Source organism: Leucobacter muris, assembly GCF_004028235.1.
Classification (GTDB): Bacteria; Actinomycetota; Actinomycetes; order Actinomycetales; family Microbacteriaceae; genus Leucobacter; species Leucobacter muris.
Map to the genome: position 1 here is coordinate 2,409,793 of NZ_CP035037.1, position 18,359 is coordinate 2,428,151.

Consider the following 18,359-nt stretch of genomic DNA (forward strand, 5'->3'; position numbering starts at 1 on the left):
ATGGCAAGTTGCCACCTGGCAAGTCGTATGCCAGAATTGGCGTATGCCCTCAGGATTCAACCGACTTCCCGGACCGCTCAGCAAGGCCGTGGGAGACCTTCTCTTCGAGATCATGGACGCGAAGTCGCTCACCCAGAGGGCGGTGGCTGAGGCTGCGGGCATGTCTGAGGCTCAATACTCTCGAGCAGTACGAGGGCTGAAGGTCTTCTCTCTCGAGCAACTCGACGCTGTGTGTTCGGCCGTTGACGAGTCGATCAGCGACGTCATTCGCGAGGCGGAGAATCGGACTGGGAGAGGTGGCGTCGCCGCGGCCGCTCCGCCCATCTCGCTCAGCGATCGCCGAGCGAATGTCAGTGGTGGCGGCGAAGATGAGCCGGACATCCCCGAGAACGTCCTCGAGGAGTGGGCAGGCCGCTACGCCGCTCACCCCGACGACGGCGAGCCCGAGGACCACACCCCCTAGACCCGACAGCACCACGGGCCAGGAGAGGCACAGGCGCCCCTCCTCGGTTCAGTGCACCCAATTTCCGGAAGGAGCAGTATGCAACCCCTCAGCTACGACCCCGCATACGATCCCGTCGAGCACCTCGATCGCATGAAGACCCGCCTCGTCGTGCACTCCATCGGCCTGCCCGCGATCTGGGTACCCGAACGCAACATGGTCATCCGCGACCGCGGGCTCAGGAACGACCTCATCCGCCCCGTGCTCGGCCACGAGTGCGTGCACGTCGAGAACGTCGACCCCGGCGGCCACCACCCCCGCCACGAGGCCCGCGCCAACCTCCACTCCGCCCTCCGCATGACCGACCCCGCCGAATGGGCGAAGCTCACCGCCTGCCACAGCGACTACGACCGCATCTGCCTCGAACTCGGAATCACCAGATCCCAGTTCCTCGCCCTTCACGAGCACGAGCGACGCAGCGCCGCGTCGCGCCGACGTCTCGAGCGCTACGGGGACACCATCTACCTCGAGCCCCGCATGGGCGCCGGCCAGTGGGCCGCGCGCATGTCCGCCTAACACCTCACCGGCACGCCCCAGCCCGCCCGGGCTGAGCCGCCGCATACCCGAAAGGAACGATCATGGCCTGGACCGAGCAACTACGCTCCGGCCGCTGGCGCGGCGGCTACCGCGTGCCCGGCGGCGAGAAGCGGTACACGCCCGAGACGTTCGTGCGCGAGCGCGACGCACAGCGCAAGGCGAGTGCGCTCGAGGAGGATTCGCGAGAGCTCGGGTGGCGCGATCCGCGCGCCGCCGAGCGCACCTGGGGCGACTGGTGCGAGGAATGGCTGCGCGGGCACTACGTCGAGCGCTCCACCCACACGCGCACGATGAGCATGATCCGCAGCCGGATCATGCCGAAGTGGGGCAACACGCCTCTCATCGAGATCGACCGGCACCAGCTGCGCATCTGGGCGCTCGAGATGCAGGACGACGGGCTCGCCGCGACTTCCGCGAAGCGCGTCATCGCGGCGTTCTCCACCTCGCTCTCCGCAGCGGTCGACGCCGGCGTGATCGCGGCGAACCCGGCCTTTCGCCTGAACCTCCGCATCCCCGACAATCTCTCGGAGCGGACGCTCAGCGGCGAGGAGCAGCACCGCCTGTTCGCGGCGTTCGAACCACAGCACGAGGATGCGACGGACGAGGAGTGGGCGATCGTGCGCAGGGATCAGGCGCTCGTCGCCGTGCTGCTCGGTGCTGGGCCGCGCTGGGGTGAGGCCGTAGCGCTCGGACCGGAGCACATCCACCGGGCCGAGGAGTCGATCAGGTGGCGGCGCGCGTGGGATGCGCAGAACCGGATCTTGAAGCCGTACACCAAGGGCAAGAAGCGGCGCACGACGCCGATCGCCGAATGGCTGCTCGGCATCATCGACCCCGTGCTGAGCACGACTGCGCAGGGTGAGTTCCTCTTCACCTCGAGTAGCGGTCAGCCGCTCGACTACTCGAACTGGCGACGCCGCAGCTGGGAACCCGCAGTCGAGAGGGCACGGCTGAACGACGGCTACTCCGAAGACGACAAGGCCACCATCCACACGCTGCGCCACACCTACGCGACCGCGCTGCTCGACGCGGGGTTCACGATCGCCGAGGTCGCGACCCTGCTGGGGCACGCCTCGCTGAGCACCGCCGAACGCTATGCGCACCGCCGCTCGAAGGTGCGGCAGGAGGCTGCCAACGCGGTCTCCGACCCGCGGATCAGGCCGGCGATACCGACGCCGCCGAGCCCCGAGGTGCCCGACAATGTGATCCGGTTTCCGGGCGTCAGCTAGTTGGTCTGCCCCACGTCTGCCCCACGTGACCTTCTCATCGGAGAACTCAGGTCAGCCGAACACGCCCACCCCAGAAACACAAAAAGCGGGGCCGATCAGTGATTTCTCACTGATCGGCCCCGCTTGCGTCGTGGTGGATCTGAGGGGAATCGAACCCCTGACCTTCTCATTGCGAACGAGACGCGCTACCAACTGCGCCACAGACCCTGACAGCGATCCACTCTAGCAGCCGCCGGGCCGGGAAGTGAAATCGACACCCCGTCCCGTGAGGGGGGTCGCGACGGGTGCGCGAACGAGAAGCGAGGGCGTTCGAGAGGTGTTCGAGCGAGATATGAGAGGGCACGAAAGGCGGATATCGCATGCGGCGTCGGCACACCGCCAGCGATATCCGCCTTTCGGTGGCACAGCGTGACGCGGGCAGCTCGGCCCGTCACCCGGCAGCCTGACCCGCGCGGCGAGCTAGCCCGCGTTGCGTCGGCGGCGCAGCGCGGCGTCGAGGTCGGGCATGCCCTGGCTGGTGTCGCCGATCACACCCATCTGCCGCAGCCGTTCGCGCGCGGCCTGCTGCTGCGCGCTCACCGTCGAACCGGGGGCGCGGCGTGCGGCGCGGCGCGCATCGCCCGCCTCCCGCGCACTGGCGGGTGCGGCGGGGCGCGCCGGGATCTCGGTGCTCGCTGCAGGCGTCTGCGCAGCAGTGGCCGCCTGCTGCGACGCCTCGCCCGATGCGACGGGAGCAGCCGTGGCAGCGGGAGCACCCGATGCAGCGGCCTGAGCGGGAGCGGCCCCCGAGCGGGCGCCTCGCACCTGGGCTCGGGCCTCGCGCAGCAGGATCGAGTCGGTCTGGTTCTCGCGTGCCGCCGGGCGTTCGGCGCGGGCGCGGGCCAGCGCGCGCGCCCGTTCGATCCGCTCGGCCGCGGCGCGCTGCGCGGCGGCGTGGGCCGAGGCGGCCTGCTCGGTCTCCCCCGTCGCGACGGGCTCCTCCGCGGCCGCGGTGTCGAACGCGCGCTCGGCCTGGGCGGTGACGCGCTCGGCATCGATCGAGCGCACTCGCACCCGGCCGGGGGCGAGCAGCACGAGCGCGCCCAACGACGTCACGAAGACGAGGCCGCTCCAGATCAGGATCGCGATACCGCTTCCCCCCACGGCGAAGCCGATGCCGACGAGGGCGCCGAGCAGCCCGACGAGGGCGCCCAGGGCGGAGAACGCGCGCACGCGGCGCACGACGGGTCTGCGCAGCTTGGCGGCGCGCTGCGCGGCGGCCTGCTTGCGGTTCATCTGCTGGGCGAGGATCTCGGCGCGCACCTGCTCGGCGCGGGCTTCGGCGAGCTGAGCCTCGCGCTCGGCCTCCTGCCGCTTCTGGGCGGTGCGCAGCAGCTTCTCGTGGGCCAGCGCCTCGCGCGCGGTGGCCTCCAGGCGCAGCTCCTGCGGCACCTCGGAGGTCTCTGCCAGCACGCGCAGCGTGCGCTGCAGCCGCACGGCGTTGCGCTCGGCGGCGCGGAACTCCCGTCGCCGGATCCAGGCGGGAACCAGCACGGCGGCCCAGAGCAGCGCGGCCACCACGAAGATCACGCCGCCCCCCAGTACACCGCCAGTCATGGGCATCACTGTACGGCGTCCGCGCGATCCGCGGCGCCCGGCGCGCCGTGATCCGGCTCACCGAATCGGGCCCTTCGGCAATTGGCCCGACTTCGTCTCATACGCACCCCGGAGAAGCAGGGTCTTGATGGTACGAAGTCGGGCCGATTCCCCAGCTGGTCGGGCTGAGCGGGCGGGCTGAGCGGGCGCCCTACCCGGGCAGGCGCGAGAGCATGCCGCCGGGGGCCTCCTCGCGCGTGACTACATAGCACTCGTGATCGCGCCAGGCGCCGTCGATGTGGATGTACGAGGCGCGCCGGCCCTCGTACCGCAGCCCGAGCTTCTCGACGACGCGCAGCGAGGCCGTGTTCTCGGGGCGGATGCAGATCTCGACCCGGTGCAGCCCCAGTTCGCCGAAGAGGTAGTCGATGGCCAGCGCGACGGCGGTGGGTGTGACGCCCTGCCCGGCCACGTGCTCGGACACCCAGTAGCCGAGCTGGGCCGACTGCAGGGCGCCGCCGCTGATCTCGGATACGCTCAGCTGGCCCACGACGTCGCCGTCGAGCAGCACGACGAACGGCAGACCGCTTCCCACGCGCAGCTGCCGCCGCAGCAGGCGCACGGTCGGCCGCATCGAGACGGTGCCGGGCGTTACGCCCCTTCCCGCGGGGTGCGTCGCTTCCCACCGCTGCAGCCAGCCGCGGTTCTCGGCGAGCAGGGCCCGCAGCGGCTCGGCGTCGCGGGTGCGGATCACCCGCAGTTCGACGCGGCCGGCGCTCAGCGGCGGCGGTTCTTCGATGGGGCGGCCGAGCGGCATGCCTCAGCCGTCGGAGCGGCGCGCGCGCAGGCGGTCGGCGAAGTCGATGATCCAGCTCGAGATCTCCTCGCCGAGCTCTTCGTGGTCGACGCCGAGCAGCACGTTCGCCTTGATCCAGTCGGCGCGGTCGCCGGTGTCGTAGCGGCGGCCGCGGAACACGACCCCGTAGACGGGGCCGTCGCCCTTGCCCTGGGCGAGATGGTTGAGGGCATCGGTGAGCTGGATCTCGCCGCCCCGGCCGGGCTCGAGGTCGTCGAGGATGTCGAAGATCTCGGGGCGCAGCACGTAGCGGCCGATGATCGCGAGGTTCGAGGGCGCTTCCTCGGCCGAGGGCTTCTCGACGAGCTCGGTGACGCGCACCACGTCGGGGTCGTCGGTCGGTTCGACGGCGGCGCAGCCGTAGAGGTGGATCGACTCCTGCGGCACCTCCATGAGCGCGATCACGGTGGCATCCCGGGCGTCGTGCTCGTCGATCATGCGGTCGAGCAGCGGATCGCGGGCGTCGATGAGGTCGTCGCCGAGCAGCACCGCGAACGATTCGGCGCCCACGTGGCGGCGCGCGCAGGCGACCGCGTGCCCGAGCCCGAGCGGCTGGCCCTGGCGCAGGAAGTGGATCTCGGCGAGCTCGCTCGACTCGTGCACCTTGCGCAGCTTGTTCTGGTCGCCCTTCTGCTCGAGCGTGCGCTCGAGCTCGGGAACGCTGTCGAAGTGGTTCGAGAGGTTGCCCTTGTTGCGCCCCGTGATGACGAGCACGTCGTCGAGCCCGGCCGCGACGGCCTCCTCGACGACGTACTGGATCGCCGGCTTGTCGACGATCGGCAGCATCTCCTTGGGCGTCGCCTTGGTGGCGGGCAGGAACCGCGTTCCGAGGCCGGCTGCGGGAACGACCGCCTTGGTCACCGAGCTACGAGCGGGCTGAGTATCTGTCATGTCGGCCAGCCTAGCCCGACGCCGGAGCGGGGCAAAGTCGCCCGGCCGGTGACATCCTGAGAGCCGGCGCACACGCGGGGCGGTGTCTTTCGAGCGCCCTCGGCGGGCGCCCCTCTATGCTGACTCGCATGGGGATCGGGGATGCCGAGGGTCTCGCGCAGCACAAGTGGCACGTGCGGGAGGAGGTGCGCCGGCGGCGCGCCGCGATGGGCTCCGACGAGCGGCTGCGGGCGCGCGACGCGCTCACGGACCGGCTGATCTCACTGGTGCGGGATCGCGGCGCCTCGTCGGTCTCGTGCTACGCCTCGCTGCCCGACGAGCCCGACACCTCCGCCTTCCTCGAGTGGGCCCTCGACAACGGGGTCGAGGTGCTGCTGCCGGTGTCACTGACAGGCAGCCGCCTCGCGTGGACGCACTCCGACGGGTCGCAGCTCGTGCCCGGCCGGCACGGCATCCTGGAGCCGAGCGGTGAGCAGCTGCCCGCTTCGGCGGCCGCGGCGCTCGATCTCATGCTGATCCCGGCCTGCGCGGTCGACCTGCGCGGCACCCGCCTCGGCTGGGGGCTCGGTTATTTCGACCGCTGCCTCTCCGAACTCGCTCGCAGGCCGCCCCTCTTCGCGGTGGTGCACGAGGCCGATGTGCTGCCCGCGCTGCCGGCCGAGCCCCACGACATCCCGGTCGACGGCGCGGTCACCCCGGACGCGGTCCGCCTCTTCCCCCGCTGACCGCAACCGCCGCGCTCTCTTCTCGCCGCGAGCGGTAGAATCGTCTCTCGTGCCTACCTATGCCTACCGCTGCGTCGACTGCGAGCACGCGTTCGACATCTACCAGTCCTTCTCCGACTCCGCGCTGACCGAGTGCCCGGAGTGCGGCGGCAAGCTGCGCAAGGTCTTCGGCTCGCTGGGGGTCACCTTCAACGGATCGGGCTTCTACCGCACCGATTCGCGCTCGGGAGGCTCGGGGTCCGCGTCGGGATCGGGGTCTGGATCGGCGAGCGGTTCCGGATCGGGATCGGCGAGCGGCTCGGGGTCCGCGTCGTCGGCCGGCTCGTCGTCGCCGTCGAAGTCTTCGGCCGCCTCCTGACCGGCGCCGCGCGCAGCGCGGCGCCCCGCACCGGGCGTTGAAACCGCCCGCGTCCCAGCGTCGCGCCTGACAGCCCGGGTCGGCCTCGAGATCGGCTGCGGCAGGCCGAGTTCGCGCTTCAGCCCCAGTGGGGCGGGCGATCCCCGAGCAGCCGCGCGTCGTTCTCTGCCTCCGAGCGCCGCTCGACGGGCGGATCGTACGGTTCGGGATCGCTGCCCTCCGGTGCGGGCAGGCTCGCCCGGCGCGACGCGCGTCCGCGGGGGGCGGGCGGCTGCTCGGCGGCGTCGCGATCCTCGCCCTCCCGATCGGCCCCGTGGGGGCCGCGCTCCCCGCTCACGCCTGCTCGGCCTCGTCGCTGTCGTAGCCGACGATGCGGGCGATCCGCAGCGCCACCTCGTCGGGGTCGGCGAACAGGTCGAAGCTATGCACGCGGTGGTAGTGCCAGCCGAGGCGGCGCAGCACCGCGGGGCGCAGGCGCAGGGTGTCGCGCAGACTGTCTCCGCCGTCGACCCCGCCCAGGTCGAGGTCGATCGCGATGGCGCGATCGCCGAGCGACGCCGCGAGCGGGATCGCGCCGCGGTAGTCGATCGCGACCGTGAGGCCCATCGCCTCGAGCCGATCGGCGAGTTCGCCCATCATCGGGTCCCGCTCGGCGGGCAGCGCGGGCGCCTCGGGCTCGGGGTGCTCGAAGGCGAGCAGCTCGGCGAGCTCGACGACGCCGTGCTTGATGCGGGCGGTGTCGAGGTGCTCGGGCTTGAAACAGCTCACGATCGTCATCGCGCGGCGGGCGCGGGTCATCGCGACCGCGAGCAGACGCTCGCCGCCCGGGCGCCCCAGGCCGCCGAAGTTCGACAGCACGCGGCCGTGCGGCGTGCGACCGTAGCCGATCGAGAAGATCACGCGGTCGCGGCTCTGCGCGGTCGCCTGCTCGAGGGTGAGCACGGCGAACGGCTCGGCGCGCTCCCCCAGCAGGAAGTCGCGGTACTGGGGGAACTTGGAGAACGCCTGCAGCACGGCCTGGTACACGCGCACCGCGTGCCGCTCGCTCGCGGTGATCACCATGAGCGACTCGCGGGGGCGGTCGCTCGCGTGCTCGAGCACGAGCTGCACCACGCGGTCGACCTCGGCGTCGGTGCTCTCGACCGCGCCCGTCTGCTGGTCGGGCAGGCCCTGGCCGCCCGGCACGAACTCGTAGGTGAGGCTCGAGTGGCCGAGGAAGCTGCCCGCCCAGGGCAGCGTCTGGATCGCGCCGTTGTAGAAGCGGCTGTTCACGAGGTTCGTGAGATCCTCGCCGCCCGCCCGATAGCTGCGGGTGAGCGTGAGCGTGGGCAGCACTCCCCCCAGCTGGGCGAACGCGGAGCTGCGGTGCAGCGCGTCGACATCGGTCGAGGCCTCGTCGCCGTCGCCGGGTACCCCGCCGACCGAGATCTCGAATGGCGACGGCGTCTGCGTCATCGTGTCGCCGAACGCGACCACCTGGTCGGCGCGGCGGATCGCACCGAGGTTCTCGACGAGCGTCGTCGCGCCGGCGTCGACCAGCAGCGCGGCGTCGAAGCGCATCGTGTCGGGCAGCTGCGCCACCTCGTAGGGCGACATCACCCAGACGGGCGCGAGCACGCCGAGCAGGTTCGGCGAGCGCTGGGCGAGCGCCGCGGGCGAGACGTAGCCGCTGCGCAGCGCCTCGCGCAGGGCGAGGGCCTCCTGCTTGTGGTCGAGCACGGCCACGCGCCAGGCGTCGGCAAGGGAGCCCGCGAGCAGCGAGCCGTTCGCGCCGGCGTGGGCGTCGTCGACGAGGCGGAAGTCGGCCTCGAGCCGCTCGATCACACTCGTGTTGGCGCTGAGCAGGGCCTGGTTGGTCTGCAGCATGCGCTCCAGCACCGACTGCCACCACGCGAGCTCGAGCTCGGAGGCGACGTCGGCGGCGGGCACGTGGCGGGCCGAGAGGTCGTCGAGCAGCGGTTCGAGGTGCGCGGCGCGCATGCGCTCGACGATGGTGGTGCGCTCCTGGATGTTCTGCAGCACCTCGGATTCGCGGGCGAGATCCGAGATGCGGTGCGCGAGTCGTCCGAGCGTCAGGTTCTTCAGGCGGTCCGCGTCGCCCGCGGTGCCGAGCACACGGTCGAGCTCGTCGAGATCCTGATAGGCCGACTGGAACGCCACCACCACGTCGGCGATGCCGAGCGGCACCTCGGGGCGCGCCCCGACCACCGTGGTGTAGCGCTGCCAAAGCACGCGCTGCTGCTGGATCTGCACGAGGCGCGAGTACATATCGGTGATGTGCACACCGGGGCGCACGTACTCGCGGGCCAGCTTGCGCAGGCGGCGCTTGTTCGCCGACGACATCTCGTCGCCGCCGCGCGGGGCGTGCGCCGCGATGACCTCGGTGAGCGAGCGGTCGTAGACCTCCGGGGTGAAGCGGTCGAGGGTGTCGCGGATGCCCATGAGCAGCCGCAGGTAGACGCCCAGCTCGGCGATGGTCTCGTAGGGGCGCATGGAAGTCTGGCCGATGACCTCGTTGGCCATCGAGATGAGGCGGGGCAGCTGCGACTCGGCGAGGTCGACGGCGAGGCCGTAGGCGGTGCGCGCCTCCTCGGTGCTCGAGAAGCTCACACCGTACCAGGGCGAGTCCTCGGGCCCGTACTGGAACTGGCCGAGGCGCGCGACCTCGGTGAGAGCCTCGGCGACCGACGAGCGGTCGAGCGTGAGCTGGCCGAGGGCCTGGTCGTCGAGGCGCACCGTGGTGCTCGGCGGGCGCTCGTCGAGGGCGAGCACGGTGAGCCGTCGCAGAGCCTCGAGCGGCGAGACGCCGTAGCGCTCGTCGGGGGTCGCGAGGGCCCGCTGGTAGTCGAGCAGCACGCCGCGCAGCCGGGTGAGCGCCTCGTCGACGTCGCGCAGCTGCTCGCCGCGCGCGTTCTCGTTGCGGCTGATGGCCTCGACGAGGTTGCGGCGCAGGCGCCGCGGCGTCACCGCGAGACCGGCGAGCCCGGCGCGCGTGAGACGGTGCGTGATGCCGTCGAGCGCGGCGCGGCGCGGCGACACGACCAGCACGCGCTTGCCGGCGCGCACCAGGTTGCCGATCGCGTTCACCACGGTCTGCGTGCCGCCGGTGCCGGGCAGCGTGTGCACCACGAGCGAGTGGCCGGCGTCGATCTGGGCGAGCACGTCGTCCTGCTCGACGTCGGCGTCGTAGAGGTTGCGGTCGGTGTCGGGGGCGCGCTCGTCCGGCCGCGTCGGGCTCACCGGGCGGTAGGCGTCGGCGAGCCGGCGGGCGGCGGGCTCGCTGCCGCAGATGGCGGCGAGGATCGGCGAGTCGAGATCCTTGGCGTCGGCGACCATGCGCTGCGACACGTTGTGGAACGACGACACCACGAGCCGCGGCTGCACGACGAAGCCGGGCACGCCGGCGGCCATCTGGCGCAGCCGGTCGATGACGGGCTGTGGCTTGAACACGCCCTCGGACTGGGAGAGCTCGATGAGGGCGCGGGCGTCGACCACGATGCCGAACTGCTCGCGCAGGGCGCGGATCAGCTCGGAGTTGACGACGGGGAACTGCTTGAGCTTGAGCTCGAAGTCGCGCCCGTAGCGGCGGATCGCGAGCGGGCGCAGCAGGATGGGGGCGCAGAACTCCTCGCCCTCGAAGCTCCACTTGGCGATGCCCACACCGAGGTTGACCGTCTCGAGGCCGCGCACGGTGCGCATCTCGATCGCCTTGTCGGTGACGCGTCCGGCGGCGGCGCGGGCGTGTCGCAGGGCCAGGTCGTCGCGGATCAGGGCCGAGAGCAGGATCTTGTTGCCGGTGATGAACTGCGGCAGCCCGCCGGGGTGCGTCGTGGAGAGCTCGATGCGGTTCGCGGGCCGGTCGTCGAAGTGGAGCAGAGGGTTGCGGCCGCCGATGCGGGCGAGCTCGCCGCGCCACTCGGCGTGCTCGTCGGCGTAGGCGTCGACGAGCGAGACGGGGCCGGTCAGCTGGGCGGTGAGGTCCTCAACGGGGTGCGCGGAGTCGGGCGCCTTGGCGAGGGAGCCCTCGTTCTGAGGCGCCACGGTCTCAGGGACCGCCTCCTCCGGCGCATCCTTGCCGCGACCATTGGCACCGTTCTGCCGTCGCCGATCTACACTCCACACATGGCCACCCTAAGCGGCCGGACCGAAAAACGTCGCAACGTCGGCGGTGTTTCGCGGGAGGGGCGGGGCCGGTGCCCCGCCCGACCCGTGCGGCTACTGCTCGGCCGTCACCCGGGTCGCGCCGGTCTCGGCGGTCACCACCGGATCGGCGACCTGCACCTCGCCGCCGCGCGCCCGGGAGAGGCCGTTCATGAGGTGGTAGACGGCGATCGCCGCGATGGTGCCGAGCGCGATGCCGTTGAACACCACGGCGCCGAGCTCGAGCGTGAAGTCGGCGATGCCGATGATCAGCGCGACGGCGGCGGTGAACTGGTTGATGGGCTTGCCGAAGTCGACCTTGTTGTCGATCCAGATCTTCACGCCGATCAGGCCGATGAGGCCGTAGAGCGCCACGGTCACGCCCGCGAGCACTCCCGCGGGGATCGTGTTGATGAGCGCACCGATCTTCGGCGAGAAGCTGAGCAGCACCGCGATGGTGCCGGCGACCCAGTAGGCCGCGGTCGAATAGACGCGGGTGGCCGCCATCACGCCGATGTTCTCGCCGTAGGTGGTGGTGCCGGATCCGCCGCCGAAGCCGGCGAGCACGGTCGAGACGCCGTCGGCGAGCAGCGCGCGCCCCGTCACGGGGTCGAGGTCGCGGCCGATCATCAGTCCGACGCTCTTCACGTGGCCGACGTTCTCGGCGATGAGCACGAGCACGACCGGCAGGAACGCGGGCAGCAGCCCCCAGAGCGTGGGGTCGGCGAACGGGTTGCCGACCGCGTGGAACGCGGGCAGTCCGATCCAGGCCGCGTCGTTGACCGTCGAGAAGTCGACCTCTCCCATGGCGACGGCCGCGATGTAGCCGACGACCACGCCGAGCACGATCGAGAGGCGCCCGATGAGGCCGCGGAACAGCACGGTGATGAGCAGCATCGCGATGAGCGTGATGAGCGCGACCCAGCCCGAGAGCTCGGTGGCGTTCCAGTTGTTCTTGACGGCCGGGCCGAGGTTGAAGCCGATCAGCGCGACGATCGCGCCCATCACCACGGGGGGCATGAGGGCGTTGATCCAGCCCGTGCCCCACTTGGTGACGATGATGCCGACGATCGCCATGAGCACGCCGATGGCGAGGATGCCGAAGGAGGCCCGGGCGAGGCCCTCGGCGCTGTCGTCGCCGCCGGCGACCGCCGCCATGATCGGGGCGATGAAGGCGAACGACGAGCCGAGGTAGCTCGGCAGGCGGTTGCCGGTGATCAGCAGGAAGAGCAGGGTGCCGAGGCCCGAGAAGAACAGCGTCGCGGTGGGGCTGAAACCCGTGATGAGCGGCACGAGGAACGTCGCGCCGAACATGGCGACGACGTGCTGGGCCCCGAAGCCGATGGTGCGCGGCCAGCTCATGCGCTCCTCTGGCAGCACGATCGCGTCGGGAGAGACGTGCTTGCCGTCTCGGTGCAGCTTCCAGGGCAGCGCCATCGGTGGCTCCTTCGGGTTCGGGATCGGCGCGCTCGCGCCAACGCATTATCTTAATGCGCTGAGTCGCGCCTGTGTCACCCGGATCGTGGAGCGACCCCGTCCGGCGCGGACCCAGGGGCGCGGGATCCGTCTGGGATTCCGCGCTCCGCTCGCGCTCGCCGCTCGCTCCACCCGGAGCGAGGCGCGCCCGATTCCGCTCGGTCACTCGGCGGCGATGTAGACCTTCCGGATGTGATCCTCGACGGTCCATCGCGTGCGGGTGCCGGCCACGAGGCGCATCACGTCGCCCGGGCCCAGCTCGACGGTGCGATCCTCGTCGACCAGCTCGATGAGGGCGCTGCCCGAGATCACCACGAACAGCTCGTCGACTTCGGTGTCGGTGACCACGCCCCCGCGCAACTCCCAGATGCCGGCCTCGGCGCCGCCGATCGCGCCGAGCTCCGCGATGCCCTGCTGCGGGGAGCCCGAGACGACGTCTTCGGCGGGCACGGCCTCGAGCTCGACGCCGGTCGCGGTGCCGTTCACCGTCAGGTTCATGTCGTTCGGCAGCAACCCGCTCATGAGTCGAACCCCAGCCCCAGGGCGTCGAGCGTCTTCAGCAGCACGTTGCGCTTGCCGTCGTTGTGGTCGGCGCGGTCGAGCGACCAGCGTGTGAGGTTGATACCGATCGAAGCCGCGGGCTCGGGCGGGAACGGCAGCGGCACCTGCTTGACCATCTCGAGCTCGGTGCGCTCGGTGACGCGGCCCTCGAAGCGGTCGACCATCACGTCGGCGGCGAAGTGGGTGGCGCCGACGCCCAGGCCGGTGAAGCCCGCGACGTACTGCACGCGCCCGCCGTAGGCCTGGCCGAAGAACGCGCAGAACCGGGTCGAGGTGTCGATGACACCCGCCCAGCGGTGCGTGAACTTGACGCCGGCGAGCTGCGGGAAGGTGGTGAAGAAGTGGCTGGCCAGCTTGCGGTGGCTCTCCATGCGGTCTTCGTACTCGCGCTTGATGCGGCCGCCCGAGAAGTAGACGGCGTCGTACCCGCCCCAGAGGATGCGGTTGTCCTTGGTGAGCCGCGAGTAGTGGAACTGGTTCGCCATGTCGGCGAGTCCTTCGCGACCGTCCCAGCCGATCGAGGCGAGCTGTTCGTCGGTCAGCGGCTCGGTCATGAGCACGTAGTCGTAGACGGGCACGGTGTGGAAGCGGTAGCGCTTCAGCAGCGACGGGAAGACGTTGGTGCAGAGGGCGACGCGCTCGGCGATGACGGTGCCGGCGTCGGTGGTGAGCTGGATCGGCGCCTCGGCGGAGCCGTCGAGGCGCTTCACCGGGGTCTGCTCGTAGATCTCGACGCCGATCGAGGCGGCGTGACGGGCGAGTTCGGCGGCCAGCTTGGCGGGATGCAGGTTGGCGTTCTCGCGCGGCGAGAACTCACCGCCGAGGAAGGTCGGCGACTTGATGCGCTGCTGCACCTGCTCGCGGTCGAGCGCGACCACGTGCGGGTCCTCGCTCTCGCCGAGCCACTCGGTCTGGTAGGGCTCGTTCGCGACGGAGAGCTGGCCGGTGCGTTCGAAGTCGACGTCGAGCCCGTTCTCGTCGATGAAGCGCTCGATCGCGTCGAGGTTCTCGTAGCCGAGGCGGCGCAGGGTGCCGGTCTCGTCGGGCCAGCGCGATTCGGCGTTGGGCTCGCCGTGGGTGATGCTCGCCTCGCAGAAGCCGCCGTTGCGGCCGCTCGCGGCCCAGCCGATGCGCATAGCCTCGAGCAGCACGATGCGGCGGTCGGGGTGCTCGGTCTTCAGCTTGATCGCGGTCCACAGGCCGGCGTATCCGCCGCCGACGACGGCGTCGTCGACGCGCTGATCGCCGTCGAGCGCGGGATAGCGGGCGGCGTCGGCGGCGTCCTCGGTCCAGAAGACTCCGAGCTTCGTGTCGGCCAGCGAGTCGTCGATGATCTTCGCGGCGGGGCGGTTGGTTTCGAAAATGGTGGGTTGCATGGGATCCTCGATTTCCTCACTGATCCTCGCACATCGCCGTCACAATGTAAATGTGAATGTCAATGGCGTTTACATCACGCGCATCTAGTCGCTCGGCGGCTTCATGATGGCCCCCGTGGCGAGCCCCATCGCGAGACCCGCGGGCACCCACAGCCAGAACTGCGTGAACACCGCGATGACCGCACCCACCACGGCGCCGATCACCAGCGCCACGATGATCTGCTTGCGCCGCGCGGCGGGCGACGGCCCGTCCTGCTCGCCGCGCTGCTTCCGGGACTTCGATCCGCTGCTCATGGTTCCAGACTACGCGCCGCACGCTGGTCGGAGGCATCGAGTCGTTGGAGCGCGGCGAGCAGCTCCTCGGACGCACCCTTCGCGCGCGCGACTGCGACCAGCTGACCCGTCGCCCGGGCGATCTTGGCGAAGCTCAGCGACGGCGTCGCCCCCGCGGCGAGCAGCACCGCCTCGACACGATCCAGCAGGGCCGCCCCCTCCGGGTCGGCGGCGTCCGCGCCGATGCCGGCCCCCGGCAACAGCTCGGCCTCCCACTCGCGCCAGGCTCGGCGAACCCCCGTCGCCCCCTCGCGAGCGCGCACCCGATCGTCAGCCAACTCGACGACCTCCCTCCCGTCGTGACGCAGCACGACGGTGGTGCGCCGCGTCTCGAGCGCCGCGATCGGCACGAGCCGGTCGGGCGAGACGCCGATCCGCGCCTCGATCTCCCGCCGCAGCTCCGCCGGCATCTCGTCGCCGTGAGGCCACAGCAGCTCACGATTACCGCCCTCGGTGCGCTGCTTCATGTGCCAGCCCGCGTCCTTGCCGCCGTGTCGCGAGCGCACCGCGAAACCGCGGCGCGCGAGATCCCCCTCGGGGGTGTCGAAATAGCGGGCCGAGAGCTGCTGCACGACGGGCGCCCCGGCCTCGAAGCCTGCGGCGCGGAACGCCTCCGCGTCCGGCAGCCGCAACTCGACGCCGGCCTCGTACTTCCGTTCCACCTCGAGCGTCTCCGCTCCCGGCCCATCCGCCTGATCCGTCACACCGACAGCATACGGGCTGCCGGACGAGGCATCCCGGCAGCCCTCGCGCCGGCTCGCTCCCTGCCTACCGGGAGCGCCGATCCCCCGCCGACCACACGATGCCCGCCCCGGCCGCCACCACGAGCACGATGCCGCCCACCGCCACCGGCGTGAGCAGCTGCCCGAGGAACAGGGTGCCGATGACGGTGCCCACGACCGGGTCGAACGCGAAGAACACGCCCAGCACCCGCGCAGAGGTGAGCCTGCCCGCCATGGTGTCGACGGTGAAGGCGAGCGCCGTGCCCAACAGCGCCGAGGCGAGCAGCGGCAGGAGGTGCTGCGGCTGCAGCAGCGGCACGGCTGGAACCGAGAAGGGCAGCATGAGGATCGCCGCCACCACCACCGACAGCGCGACGCTCGACAGCCCGCCCTTGGACTGGCCCACCCGCGCCGCGAGCAGGGTGTACAGGCCGAACGAGGCGCCCGCCAGGGCCGCGAAGAGCAGACCCAGCGAATCGAACGGGCCGCCGAAGCCCGCGATCAGGCCGACACCGATGAGCGCCGCCACCGCGAGCAGCCCCTCGCGCGGCCGCCTCGACGCGGCGAGCGCCACGAGGCACGGGCCGAGGAAGTCGATGGTCGTGGCGACCCCGAGCGGCAGGCTGCCGAGCGAGAGGTAGAGAAACCCGTTCATCGCCGCCATCGCGACGCCGTAGAGCACGATCCCGGTCCACTCGCGCCCGGTGCGACCGCGCAGCGCGGGGCGGAACACCGCGAGCAGGATCACGGCTGCGATCACCATGCGCACGGAACTCGTGCCGAGCACCCCCAGCGCGTCGAACAGCCCGATGGCGATGGCGGCCGACGACTGCACGCCGATCGCCCCGACGAGCACGAGAAGCATGGCGCGGATCGTGGCGCGGCGCGCGAAGGCCTGCGCAGTTGGAGACGTGGTCACCGGCCTCAGTCTAACCGCGGATACACTGGCCGGATGACGGCTGACGCTGACATCTCCGGCGCCGCGGAGCGCGCCATGCAGGCGTGCGTCGACACCGTTGCGAAGCTGCGCCAAGTCGCGGTGACCGCGGAGTCGCTCGCCGAGTACGTGCCACCGCGGCGCGTGCTGCTGTGGACCCGGCCCGCCACCATGCGGGGGCTGGGCGAAGTGTGGCGCCTCGGCGCCCTGCTGCTCGGCGCAGACGCGAGCCTGTACGCGGCCGGGCGGGCGACCCGTGCCGCGGAGCGGGGGCGACCCGGCTACCAGTCGGTGTCGCGGGAAGAGCGCCGCGAGATCGCCGCGGCCGCGCTGCGGGGCGGCTACGAGGTCGGATCTCCCGTCAACTTCGATGCCGTTCCGATCCCGCTCGACGCGGCGTCGCTGGCCTCGTCCGCCACAGCCCCCTCTGGTGAGACGGAAACCTCGGCGGTAGAGAGCCCTGTCGGCTTCGCCGACGGCGAGGTGCGCGTGCGCTGGCGCGCCGGCGCCCCTCTCGCCGGGGCGCCCACGCTCGCGTCGTTCCTCGCGGAGCGCGCGGACCTGCTCATCGACCCGCCGCTGTAGGAGGCGGACGCCGCCCCTCGGCCGGTCCGGCGTCGCGCTCCACCGCCGCGACAGCGCGGCGCGAGCGCCGCCCGGAGGCGCACCCTAGCTCCCGACGCGCACGCGGTACCGGGCGCAGACGAAGTCGCGATTACGCGCCGTGTCGATGAGTTCGAGTTCGAGATGGCGAGGCAGCAGCGGCCGGCCCTCGCCGAGCGTCACGGGTGCGAACTGCACCCAGAACTCGTCGAGCAGGCCCGCCTCCGCGAATTGTCCGACGAGATCGCCGCCGCCCATCACCCAGACGTCCCGGTCGCCGGCCGACGCGGCGATCTCGTCGTGCACCTCTCGCACGCTCCCCCGGGCGAAGCGCACGTCGGCACCCTCGAGCACCGGCAGCTCCCGGTGCGTGAACACCCACGTCGGCTGGGTGTACTCCCACTCCTGCTGGTTGCGCAGCAGCCAGTCGTAGGTCGAGGCGCCCATCACGAGTGCGCCGATCCCCTCGATGAAGCTCGGATACGCCATGGGGCCCTCGAGGTCGAAGTCATGGGCGAACAGCCACTCGAGCGAGTGGTCGGGGGTCGCGATGAAACCGTCGAGGCTCGACGCGGTGTAGAAGTGGGTGGACATGACCCCACGATAACCGCTCGCGGCGCGGCCACGCCGCGTGGCCCGCCCCCGGGCCACGTTGAAGGTTCATGCCCACACCTCGACAGGGCACGAGGGAGCGTAGCGACCGAGTACGTGCCCTGGAGAGGAATCGAACCTCCGACACCTTCTTTAGGAGAGAAGTGCTCTATCCACTGAGCTACCAAGGCGCGGCCCTGCTGCGGGGCCTCTGCGAGTCTAGCAGTCTGGAGACAGCACAGCGGGCGGGGTCGAAACCCCGCCCGCTGTGTGAAATCTCTCGGGTTTAGCCGAAGCGCACGACGCCGCTGGGGGCGCCGTCGATGAAGGCACCCGCGACGACGGTCTGGTTGCCGCCGTAGCCGCCGTGCACGGCCTGGCCGTTGCCGATGTAGACCGCCACGTGGCGGCCCGACCAGATCAGCACATCGCCGGGGGCGTAGTCGCCGCTCGTGACGAGGGTGCCGCCGAGGCCGGTGTACTCGCCGATCTGGGTGCCGAGGTCACCGGCGGGGATGCCGACGGCGCGCAGCGAGTTCTCGACGAGCGCCGTGCAGTCCTGCATCACGCCGAGCTGGGCGAGGGCCGCGTTGACGATGCCCTGGGCGCCGACGCCCGCGGGGATGTCCTTGCCCGAGAACGACGACGAGGTGGAGACCTGCTGGGCCTGCAGCTCCTCGGCGCGCTTGGCGGCCTCCTCGGCCTCCTGCTGCTGGCGCTCCTGTGCGAGAACGTCGGCGCCGACCTCGCCCTCGGGTGCGGCGATGGGCACCACGGTCTCGTCGACCTGCACGGTCTGCAGGGACTGGGCGGGGGCCTGGTAGCCGTCGATGCCGCCCTCGGGATCGGGAGCGGTCGCGTAGGCGGGAAGGCTGAAGGTGCCTACCAGTCCGAAGCTGAGTGCCGCAGCACCCGCCATCTGTGCGATTCGCTTCGCCTTCCCTGAG

The 18,359-nt window shown here is 71.3% G+C and carries 19 protein-coding genes and 2 tRNA genes; 6 read left to right on the top strand and 15 right to left on the bottom strand.

Annotated elements, in window-relative coordinates; translation table 11 throughout:
- Positions 1–43: 43 nt before the first annotated feature.
- From Leucomu_RS11275 to Leucomu_RS11285, 3 genes are all read left to right on the top strand, one after another.
- Complete coding sequence (locus Leucomu_RS11275; protein WP_164884546.1) at positions 44–463, top strand: helix-turn-helix domain-containing protein; 420 nt, start codon at positions 44–46, stop codon at positions 461–463.
- Positions 464–541: 78 nt separating this feature from the next.
- Positions 542–1,018 (top strand): hypothetical protein, encoded by a 477-nt coding sequence (locus Leucomu_RS11280; protein WP_128387289.1) that lies wholly within the window; start codon positions 542–544, stop codon positions 1,016–1,018.
- Positions 1,019–1,080: 62 nt separating this feature from the next.
- Positions 1,081–2,268, top strand: a complete 1,188-nt coding sequence (locus Leucomu_RS11285; protein ID WP_128387290.1) for a tyrosine-type recombinase/integrase — start codon at positions 1,081–1,083, stop codon at positions 2,266–2,268.
- 131 nt (positions 2,269–2,399) lie between these two features.
- Here Leucomu_RS11285 and Leucomu_RS11290 read toward each other — a convergent pair.
- The 4 genes from Leucomu_RS11290 to galU form a co-directional block, all read right to left on the bottom strand.
- Positions 2,400–2,475, bottom strand: a tRNA-Ala gene (locus Leucomu_RS11290).
- 252 nt (positions 2,476–2,727) lie between these two features.
- Positions 2,728–3,864, bottom strand: coding sequence for a hypothetical protein (locus Leucomu_RS11295; protein ID WP_128387291.1), 1,137 nt, complete (start codon positions 3,862–3,864; stop codon positions 2,728–2,730).
- Positions 3,865–4,054: 190 nt separating this feature from the next.
- Entirely contained in the window at positions 4,055–4,660 is a 606-nt protein-coding gene (locus Leucomu_RS11300) for a GNAT family N-acetyltransferase (RefSeq protein WP_128387292.1), read from the bottom strand.
- Between the two features lie 3 nt (positions 4,661–4,663).
- On the bottom strand, positions 4,664–5,590 hold the full coding sequence (gene galU, locus Leucomu_RS11305) for a UTP--glucose-1-phosphate uridylyltransferase GalU (protein ID WP_128387293.1): 927 nt from the start codon (positions 5,588–5,590) through the stop codon (positions 4,664–4,666).
- Between the two features lie 128 nt (positions 5,591–5,718).
- Between galU and Leucomu_RS11310 the strand changes: the two genes are divergently transcribed.
- Both Leucomu_RS11310 and Leucomu_RS11315 read left to right on the top strand, forming a co-directional pair.
- On the top strand, positions 5,719–6,315 hold the full coding sequence (locus tag Leucomu_RS11310) for a 5-formyltetrahydrofolate cyclo-ligase (protein WP_128387294.1): 597 nt from the start codon (positions 5,719–5,721) through the stop codon (positions 6,313–6,315).
- Between the two features lie 49 nt (positions 6,316–6,364).
- Positions 6,365–6,673, top strand: a complete 309-nt coding sequence (locus tag Leucomu_RS11315) for an FmdB family zinc ribbon protein (protein ID WP_128387295.1) — start codon at positions 6,365–6,367, stop codon at positions 6,671–6,673.
- A 118-nt stretch (positions 6,674–6,791) separates the two neighbouring features.
- On the opposite strand, the gene Leucomu_RS11320 is transcribed toward Leucomu_RS11315, so the two are convergent.
- The 8 genes from Leucomu_RS11320 to Leucomu_RS11355 all read right to left on the bottom strand — a co-directional run bounded on the left by Leucomu_RS11320 (position 6,792) and on the right by Leucomu_RS11355 (position 16,200).
- Complete coding sequence (locus Leucomu_RS11320) at positions 6,792–7,010, bottom strand: hypothetical protein (protein WP_017883507.1); 219 nt, start codon at positions 7,008–7,010, stop codon at positions 6,792–6,794.
- On the bottom strand, positions 7,007–10,714 hold the full coding sequence (locus Leucomu_RS11325) for an AAA family ATPase (RefSeq protein WP_128387296.1): 3,708 nt from the start codon (positions 10,712–10,714) through the stop codon (positions 7,007–7,009). The genes Leucomu_RS11320 and Leucomu_RS11325 overlap by 4 nt, the downstream gene beginning before the upstream one ends.
- Positions 10,715–10,888: 174 nt before the next feature.
- A complete protein-coding gene (locus Leucomu_RS11330) occupies positions 10,889–12,250 on the bottom strand; it encodes a uracil-xanthine permease family protein (RefSeq protein WP_128387297.1) in 1,362 nt (453 codons plus the stop codon).
- A gap of 201 nt (positions 12,251–12,451) precedes the next feature.
- Positions 12,452–12,811 (bottom strand): cupin domain-containing protein, encoded by a 360-nt coding sequence (locus tag Leucomu_RS11335; RefSeq protein ID WP_164884547.1) that lies wholly within the window; start codon positions 12,809–12,811, stop codon positions 12,452–12,454.
- A complete protein-coding gene (locus Leucomu_RS11340) occupies positions 12,808–14,226 on the bottom strand; it encodes an NAD(P)/FAD-dependent oxidoreductase (RefSeq protein WP_017883511.1) in 1,419 nt (472 codons plus the stop codon). Before Leucomu_RS11340 ends, Leucomu_RS11335 begins: the two co-directional genes overlap by 4 nt.
- A gap of 84 nt (positions 14,227–14,310) precedes the next feature.
- Positions 14,311–14,520 (bottom strand): HPP family protein, encoded by a 210-nt coding sequence (locus Leucomu_RS11345; RefSeq protein ID WP_017883512.1) that lies wholly within the window; start codon positions 14,518–14,520, stop codon positions 14,311–14,313.
- Complete coding sequence (locus tag Leucomu_RS11350) at positions 14,517–15,263, bottom strand: CYTH domain-containing protein (protein WP_164884548.1); 747 nt, start codon at positions 15,261–15,263, stop codon at positions 14,517–14,519. Before Leucomu_RS11350 ends, Leucomu_RS11345 begins: the two co-directional genes overlap by 4 nt.
- Positions 15,264–15,327: 64 nt before the next feature.
- The gene (locus Leucomu_RS11355; RefSeq protein WP_228407083.1) at positions 15,328–16,200 is read right to left on the bottom strand and encodes an EamA family transporter; all 873 of its coding nucleotides are present in this window, start codon (positions 16,198–16,200) and stop codon (positions 15,328–15,330) included.
- 33 nt (positions 16,201–16,233) lie between these two features.
- Here Leucomu_RS11355 and Leucomu_RS11360 point away from each other — a divergent pair, with 33 nt between their 5' ends.
- Positions 16,234–16,803: a hypothetical protein gene (locus Leucomu_RS11360; protein ID WP_128387299.1), complete on the top strand. Its 570-nt coding sequence runs from the start codon at positions 16,234–16,236 to the stop codon at positions 16,801–16,803.
- 84 nt (positions 16,804–16,887) lie between these two features.
- Here Leucomu_RS11360 and Leucomu_RS11365 read toward each other — a convergent pair whose 3' ends face one another.
- From Leucomu_RS11365 to Leucomu_RS11375, 3 genes are all read right to left on the bottom strand, one after another.
- A complete protein-coding gene (locus Leucomu_RS11365; protein ID WP_128387300.1) occupies positions 16,888–17,415 on the bottom strand; it encodes a dihydrofolate reductase family protein in 528 nt (175 codons plus the stop codon).
- Between the two features lie 115 nt (positions 17,416–17,530).
- Positions 17,531–17,603: transfer RNA gene (locus Leucomu_RS11370), tRNA-Arg, on the bottom strand.
- Positions 17,604–17,698: 95 nt separating this feature from the next.
- Positions 17,699–18,331 carry an NlpC/P60 family protein gene (locus Leucomu_RS11375; RefSeq protein ID WP_017883517.1) on the bottom strand — a complete coding sequence of 211 codons (633 nt, stop codon included), beginning with the start codon at positions 18,329–18,331 and terminating at the stop codon, positions 17,699–17,701.
- Between the last annotated feature and the right edge of the window lie 28 nt (positions 18,332–18,359).

What these genes read in the sequence shown, in the direction of transcription:
- Leucomu_RS11340 (WP_017883511.1), bottom strand. Translation starts at nt 14,226, where the DNA reads ATGCAACCCACCATTTTCGAAACCAACCGCCCCGCCGCGAAGATCATC.
- galU (WP_128387293.1), bottom strand. Translation starts at nt 5,590, where the DNA reads ATGACAGATACTCAGCCCGCTCGTAGCTCGGTGACCAAGGCGGTCGTT.
- Leucomu_RS11310 (WP_128387294.1), top strand. Translation starts at nt 5,719, where the DNA reads ATGGGGATCGGGGATGCCGAGGGTCTCGCGCAGCACAAGTGGCACGTG.
- Leucomu_RS11280 (WP_128387289.1), top strand. Translation starts at nt 542, where the DNA reads ATGCAACCCCTCAGCTACGACCCCGCATACGATCCCGTCGAGCACCTC.
- Leucomu_RS11275 (WP_164884546.1), top strand. Translation starts at nt 44, where the DNA reads ATGCCCTCAGGATTCAACCGACTTCCCGGACCGCTCAGCAAGGCCGTG.
- Leucomu_RS11375 (WP_017883517.1), bottom strand. Translation starts at nt 18,331, where the DNA reads ATGGCGGGTGCTGCGGCACTCAGCTTCGGACTGGTAGGCACCTTCAGC.
- Leucomu_RS11300 (WP_128387292.1), bottom strand. Translation starts at nt 4,660, where the DNA reads ATGCCGCTCGGCCGCCCCATCGAAGAACCGCCGCCGCTGAGCGCCGGC.
- Leucomu_RS11365 (WP_128387300.1), bottom strand. Translation starts at nt 17,415, where the DNA reads ATGTCCACCCACTTCTACACCGCGTCGAGCCTCGACGGTTTCATCGCG.
- Leucomu_RS11295 (WP_128387291.1), bottom strand. Translation starts at nt 3,864, where the DNA reads ATGACTGGCGGTGTACTGGGGGGCGGCGTGATCTTCGTGGTGGCCGCG.
- Leucomu_RS11330 (WP_128387297.1), bottom strand. Translation starts at nt 12,250, where the DNA reads ATGGCGCTGCCCTGGAAGCTGCACCGAGACGGCAAGCACGTCTCTCCC.
- Leucomu_RS11335 (WP_164884547.1), bottom strand. Translation starts at nt 12,811, where the DNA reads ATGAGCGGGTTGCTGCCGAACGACATGAACCTGACGGTGAACGGCACC.
- Leucomu_RS11345 (WP_017883512.1), bottom strand. Translation starts at nt 14,520, where the DNA reads ATGAGCAGCGGATCGAAGTCCCGGAAGCAGCGCGGCGAGCAGGACGGG.
- Leucomu_RS11360 (WP_128387299.1), top strand. Translation starts at nt 16,234, where the DNA reads ATGACGGCTGACGCTGACATCTCCGGCGCCGCGGAGCGCGCCATGCAG.
- Leucomu_RS11285 (WP_128387290.1), top strand. Translation starts at nt 1,081, where the DNA reads ATGGCCTGGACCGAGCAACTACGCTCCGGCCGCTGGCGCGGCGGCTAC.